Annotated in this window: 6 protein-coding genes; 3 read left to right on the top strand and 3 right to left on the bottom strand. The window is 70.4% G+C overall.

The features are described from left to right. A partial coding sequence (locus ACFR9S_RS01305) for a hypothetical protein (RefSeq protein ID WP_379817840.1) occupies positions 1–318 on the bottom strand: 318 nt, incomplete at its 3' end. A gap of 74 nt (positions 319–392) precedes the next feature. Between ACFR9S_RS01305 and ACFR9S_RS01310 the strand changes: the two genes are divergently transcribed. Further along, positions 393–1,409: a lysylphosphatidylglycerol synthase transmembrane domain-containing protein gene (locus ACFR9S_RS01310; protein WP_379817842.1), complete on the top strand. Its 1,017-nt coding sequence runs from the start codon at positions 393–395 to the stop codon at positions 1,407–1,409. A gap of 5 nt (positions 1,410–1,414) precedes the next feature. On the opposite strand, the gene ACFR9S_RS01315 is transcribed toward ACFR9S_RS01310, so the two are convergent. Beyond that, positions 1,415–2,959 carry an amidohydrolase gene (locus ACFR9S_RS01315; protein ID WP_379732636.1) on the bottom strand — a complete coding sequence of 515 codons (1,545 nt, stop codon included), beginning with the start codon at positions 2,957–2,959 and terminating at the stop codon, positions 1,415–1,417. Positions 2,960–3,094: 135 nt separating this feature from the next. Here ACFR9S_RS01315 and hmgA point away from each other — a divergent pair, with 135 nt between their 5' ends. Continuing rightward, on the top strand, positions 3,095–4,327 hold the full coding sequence (gene hmgA / locus ACFR9S_RS01320) for a hydroxymethylglutaryl-CoA reductase (NADPH) (RefSeq protein WP_379817844.1): 1,233 nt from the start codon (positions 3,095–3,097) through the stop codon (positions 4,325–4,327). 217 nt (positions 4,328–4,544) lie between these two features. Here the strand turns inward: hmgA and ACFR9S_RS01325 are convergent, their stop codons facing one another. Next, positions 4,545–5,060, bottom strand: coding sequence for a DUF5817 domain-containing protein (locus ACFR9S_RS01325; RefSeq protein ID WP_379732590.1), 516 nt, complete (start codon positions 5,058–5,060; stop codon positions 4,545–4,547). Positions 5,061–5,156: 96 nt separating this feature from the next. Here ACFR9S_RS01325 and ACFR9S_RS01330 point away from each other — a divergent pair, with 96 nt between their 5' ends. Continuing rightward, entirely contained in the window at positions 5,157–5,990 is an 834-nt protein-coding gene (locus ACFR9S_RS01330) for an NAD-dependent epimerase/dehydratase family protein (RefSeq protein ID WP_379732589.1), read from the top strand. Positions 5,991–6,148: the final 158 nt, after the last annotated feature.

Raw genomic sequence — 6,148 nt, forward strand, 5'->3', positions numbered from 1 at the left:
GCTGCTCGCGGGTCGTTCCTCCCCGCTCGCTTCCGAGGCGGTTTCCCGCCGCTCACTTCGTTCGCGCCGTTTTCCCGCCTCGCTACGCTCGTCCTCGACGGCGACCTCGTCGCCCGCAGCCTCGTTGTCCGCCGCGACCTCCGCCTCCAGTTCCTCGATTCTGCCCTTGAGCTCGGCGATCTCGTCGCTGTCGTCGTCGCGACCGACGAACCGGACGAACAGGAACAGCGCCGCGAGGACGACCGGGACGCCGACCAGCAGCGCCATCACGAGGAAGATGATCAGCAGTTCCGGCCCGCCGGGAATCTGGAGGAGCATGGCGGGAGCGTGGGCCGGACGGCGCATGGGTCTTTCCCCCGAACGATTTACGCGTGCCGCCCGAGCGTCGGAGCGTGTCCCGCGCCCGCCAGCGTCTCTCGGTCGTCGCCGGCCTCGTGGCGGGGCTGCTCGCGCTGGCGCTGTTCGCCTGGCTCGTCGGCGTCGAGCAGGTCGTCTCGACCGTCGCGTCGCTCGACCCGCTGCCGTTCGCGCTGGGACTCGTCGCGGTCGTCGGCGGGGTCGGCGCGCAGTTCCTCGCGCTGGCGGCGCTGCTCGGCGTGCGCCCCTCCGTCGACGGCGCGCTGGCGTACCTCCGTGGCGTCTACGGCCGCCAACTCCTCCCGGTCGGCAACGTCGCCGGGCCGGTGCTGATCGCCTACTCGATGCGCTCGGCGACCGGAATCCCGACCGACCGGGCGCTCCCGGCGACGATCATCGCGCAGGCGGCGACGTTTCTCGGCTCGACCGTCGTCGCGTTCGGCGGGACGGTCGCCCTCGTGGCGGGTGGCCGGAGCGAACTGCTCCCAGTCGCCGGCGTGCTCGCGGTCGTCGGCGTCGGGTGGATCGTGCTTGTCGGGGCGCTCGTGGCCGGGGCGGACCTCGATCGGATCGTCCATAGCACCGCGGCGGCAGTCAATCGGACGCTCGGCCGGCTCTCCGGGCGCGTCGCGACGAGGACGAGTCAGGAGGCGATCGGGCGAGGATTGGGGGAGTTCGACGACGCGCGGCGGCTGATCCGTGAGGACCCCCGCCGGATCGTCGTCGCGGCCGCGCTGTCGGTACTGGGCTGGACGCTGCTCTGTGTCCCGGCGGTCACGACGGGCGTGGCGCTGGGGACGCCGATCGCGCTGGCAGTCGCGTGCGTCGCCGTCCCCGTGAGCGACTTCCTGAACGTCATCCCGGTTCCCGGCGGCATCGGCGGCGTCGAGGTGGTGCTCGCCGGCTCGCTCGTCGCGCTCGCGGGGGTCGATCTCGCGGCCGCCGCCGTGATCGCGTTCTGCGTCCGGCTCTGCACCTACTGGTTCGTGCTGCTGCTCGGCGGGACGGCGACGACACTGCTCTCGACGCGGGCCGGCGTGGCCGGGAGCTGACGCCGTTACCGCCCGTCGTACACGACCTCGCCGTCGACGACGGTCATCGCCACGTCGATCTCGTCGATCTCCGTCTCGTGCTCCCACGGCGACCGCTCCAGCACCGTGAAGTCCGCCAGCTTCCCCGTCTCGACGGTGCCCAGTCGCCCCTCGTCGAAGCCCGCGTAGGCCGCCCCCAGTGTGTAGGCGCGGAGCGCCTCGGTGACGGCGAGGCGCTGGGCGTCGACCTCGGTGTTGACGGCGTGGTGAACGCCGAGCAGCGGATCCATCGGCATGCAGTCCGAGCCGAACGCGATCGGTGCACCCGCGCCGTCGAGCAGCGCGTAGCGGTTCGTCTCCGCGCGGCGCGCGCCAAGCCGGGACTCGTAGAGACCGCCCTCCTTGGCCCACTTGAGGAAGTTCGGCTGGACGGAGGCGACGACGCCCATCTCGCCGAACCGCTCGATCGCTTCCTCGGAGGCCAGTTCGACGTGCTCGACGCGGTGGCGCATGCCGCCCGGGTCGTCGGTCGCCTCGAACGCGTCGAGCGTCTCGTCGATCGCCTCGTCGCCGATCGCGTGGACCGTGAGCTGGAACCCGGCTTCGTCGGCCTTCTGAACGATCTCGTTCAGTTCCTCGGGATCGACCACCCACGAGCCGTACTCGTCGGTGTCGTCGTGGTACGGTTCGGAGAGCTTCGCGGTCCGGCCGCCGAAGCTGCCGTCGGTGAAGGACTTGACGCCGCCGACGCGGACCATCTCGGAGCCGTGGTTCGTCCGCAGGCCGGTCTCGATCAGCGCGTCGAGGTGGTCCGACCAGTAGTTGATCCGCACCCGTAGCGAAAGCTCATCGGCGAGGTCCATGTCGCGGTACACCTCGGGGGCGTACGACCCGCGGACCATGTCGTGGACGCCGGTGACGCCGAGTTCGTTCGCGCGGGCCTGCGCGGCCGCGACGAGGCGGCCGGTCTCCTCGGCGTCGGGCGCGACCGCCTCGCTGATCACGTTCACCGCGTCCTCGACGAGCACGCCCGTTGGTTCCGCGTCGTCGTAGTGGACGTTCTCCTCGGCCATCTCGTCCTCGTAGCGGTCGAGGGCGACGCTGTTGACCGAGGCGACGTGGAGGTCCTCGCGGAACGCGACGACCGGGCGCTCCTCGCTGACGGCGTCGAGATCCTCCCGGTCGAGGTAGCGGTCCTCGGGCCAGGTGCTCTCGTCGTAGCCGTAGCCGAGCACCCACTCCGGATCCTCCGGGTGATCGGTCTCCGCGGCGCGCTCGCGCAGGCGCGACACCGCCTCGTCGAGGTCGTCGGCCGCGGAGAGGTCGGCGTGGACGAGGTACTTCCCGACGGTCGTGAGGTGCGTGTGGGCGTCGATAAAGCCCGGGAGCAGCACGCGGCCGTCGAGGTCGATCACGTCGGTGTCGGTGCCAGCGAGGAACTCCACGTCGTAGCTGCTGCCCAGCCGGACGATCTCGCCGTCACGGACCGCGACGGCCTCGTACGTCTCGTCGGGGTCGGTCAGCGTGTGGATCTCGCCGTCGAGGAAGACGGTGTCGGCGGCCTCGGTCATTGCCGGAGGACGGGGCGGATCGGGCAAAACCGTTCGGGAAGCGGGCGGTCACGCGGGCGCGGCCACCGCGGGACTGGGGCGGGCCGACCGCCCCGGATCGGTAACGGTTTGCCCGCGCCGGGGGAACCCGGGGGCATGACCGACCGCGTCGACGCCGGCACCGCCGAGGAGCTGGCCGACCGGGTCGAGAGCGGCGACCTCCGGCTGTACGAACTCGACGACCACGCCGACGCCGACACCGCCGCCGCGGCCCGGCGGCTGGTCGTCGAGCGGGACTCCGGCGCCGAACTGGAGACGACCGGCGAGTACGCCTTCCCGGCCGAGCAGGCGGCGGGCAGCAACATCGAGAACATGATCGGCGCCGCCCAGATCCCGATGGGTGTCGCCGGCCCCGTCGAGATCGACGGCGGCGCGTTCGAGGGGGAGACGTACCTCCCGCTCGCGACCACCGAGGGCGCGCTGCTAGCCTCCGTCAACCGCGGGCTCTCCGTCATCGACGACGCCGGCGGCGCGACCGCACGCGTGACCAAGCGGGGGATGACCCGCGCGCCCGTGTTCCGGACGAGCGGTATCGCGGAGTCGCAGGCGCTCGCGGAGTGGGTCCGGGAGAACACCGACCAACTGCGCGAGGCCGCGGAGTCGACGACGAGCCACGGGAAACTGCTCGACGTGACGCCGTACGTCGTCGGCGACAACGTGTTCCTGCGGTTCCGTTACGACACCGCGGACGCGATGGGGATGAACATGGTCACCATCGCGACCGGCGAAGCCTGCGACGTGATCGAGGGCGAGACCGACGCCTCGCTGGTCGCGCTCTCGGGGAACCTCTGTACGGACAAGAAGCCCGCCGCGATCAACGCCGTCGAGGGGCGCGGTCGCAGCGTCACCGCGGAGGCGACGCTTCCCCGGGAGTTCGTCGAGGAGACGCTGAAGACGACGCCAGAAGCGATCGCCGAGGTCAACACCCGGAAGAACCTGATCGGCAGCGCGAAGGCCGGGAGTCTGGGGTTCAACGCGCAGGTCGCGAACGTCGTCGCCGCGATGTACCTCGCGACCGGGCAGGACGCCGCGCAGGTCGTCGAAGGCAGCAACGGGATCGTCTCCGTCGAAGCGCGGGAGGACGGGCTGTACGCCGCCGTCTCGCTCGCGTCGATCGAGGTTGGGACGGTCGGCGGCGGGACGAAACTCCCCACGCAGGCCGAGGGGCTGGACGTGCTCGGAATCCGGGGCGGCGGCGACCCGGCGGGCTCGAACGCCGACGCGCTCGCGGAGTGTGTCGCGACGGGCGCGCTGGCGGGTGAGCTATCGCTGCTGTCGGCGCTGGCGTCGCGGAATCTGTCGAGTGCGCACGCCGAGTTGGGTCGGTAACTTCGTTCGGGGTCTTTTCGAGGGCGTGCGAGTTCGATGGACAGCAGCGGTAGCAGCAACAGCAGCTCGATCGTAGACCACTTGCGACCGCACCGCCCCGCACAGCCCTCATACCTCCCCAGCCGACTCGCTCCCTCACTTCGTTCGGTCGCTCATCCCTCGCGCGCTCGCCCCGCGCCCGACGTCGCGGGCGCTTCGCGCGCCGCCGCACGCCCAGTCAGACCAACCGCAACTCACCGCCGGACTCGATCACTTCCCCCTGCCGACGCAGTTTCTCCAATAGCTTCTCCGCGGCGCCGCGCGGGACGCCGTCGGCCTCGGCGCGGTCGAGGATCTCCGCCTCGGTGCCGCCCGCTCGAACCGCGTCGCGGACTTTCTCGTCGCGGCTCCGCGAGGACTTCGTCGACGTGTCGCCCGCCGCCTGCACCTCATCGGCGTCGATGCCCGACTGCTCGAGGTACGCTTCCTCGGAGAGCCCGCTCTCCTCGACGCGCTCCTCCAGTTCGGAGACGTGCGCCACCTCGTCGAACGCGGCGCTGTCGCCGTGTTTCTTCGCGAGCAGCGCGGCCCGGGCCTCTCGGGCGGCCTCGCGGTCCTCCGTCTCGTAGAAGCGATTGAGCTTCTTCGTCTGGTGGCGGCGGCCGCACTTGGGGCAGGTGGCGGAGTCGCTCTCTCTGGGGTCCGTGAGCAGCCAGTAGGTGCCACACTCGGTGCAGCCGACGACCGCGTACATGCTCGGGACTGGTGCGCTATCCGGTATGAATCCTCCGTTCACCGCGGGGCGTCCGGGCATCCCCGGGCTTTTCTCGGCCTCCGCCCACCTCCGGGTATGCGCGTGCTGGTCACCGGTTCGGAGGGTCGCGTCGCCTCGGGAATCAAGCAAGAGTTGGACACCCCGGACGCGAATCACGAGTTCGTCTACCTCGATCGCGAGGACGCCCCGGACGTGGATTTCGTCGCCGATATCGCGGACTACGACGCAGTCCGCCCGGCGTTCGACGGCGTCGACGCAGTGGTTCACCTCGCCGCGAACCCCTCGGTTTCGGCGTCGTGGGAGTCAGTCGAGCAGAGCAACCTCGTCGGCACGCGGAACGTGCTCGAAGCCGCCGCGGACGCCGAGGTCGAGCGGTTCATCTTCGCCTCCTCGATCCACGCCGCGGGGATGTGGGAGGAGGAGGGCAAGCCCGACGTGTACGAACTCGACGACGACACGACCGTCACCGTCGACGACGACGAGCGGCCCGACTCCTACTACGGGGTCTCGAAGGCGTACGGCGAGGATCTGGGTCGGTACTACGTGGAACAGCGCGAGTACCCGAAGCGCTTCTACGCCGCCCGGATCGCGAGCATCCGGGCCGGCCCCTACGACAACCCCTACGGCGACGCCGAGCGCGGCGTCGAGGAGGGGCGCTGGGAACGCGGGAGCGAGGCGTACACCGAACAGGTGAAGCGCCTGAAGGGGACGTGGCTCTCGCTCCGGGACTGGGCGCAGTTGGTGGAGCTTTGCTTGCAGGACGAGGAGACCGAGTTCGGGATCTTCTTCGCGACCAGCGACAACCCCCGGAGCTGGTTCGATCTGGAGCACACGAAGGAGCTGCTGGGGTACGAGCCACAGGACTCGGCGAGTGATTGGCAGTCGCCGCCGTCGGAGTTGTTGGAGTAAATCGCTTCGAACGGTTTGGTTTCGGTGTTTCTCGAGTGGATGTCTGTCGGAACCGCACAGCAACCGCGAACACGACCACGGAATGAGCATGACCACTTGTGACAGCAGGGCGCCGGGCATGAAGCCCGGCGCAGCGCCGAGTCCCCACCCCTCCCCCC

This window comes from Halolamina salina (assembly GCF_042678005.1).
Classification (GTDB): Archaea; Halobacteriota; Halobacteria; order Halobacteriales; family Haloferacaceae; genus Halolamina; species Halolamina salina.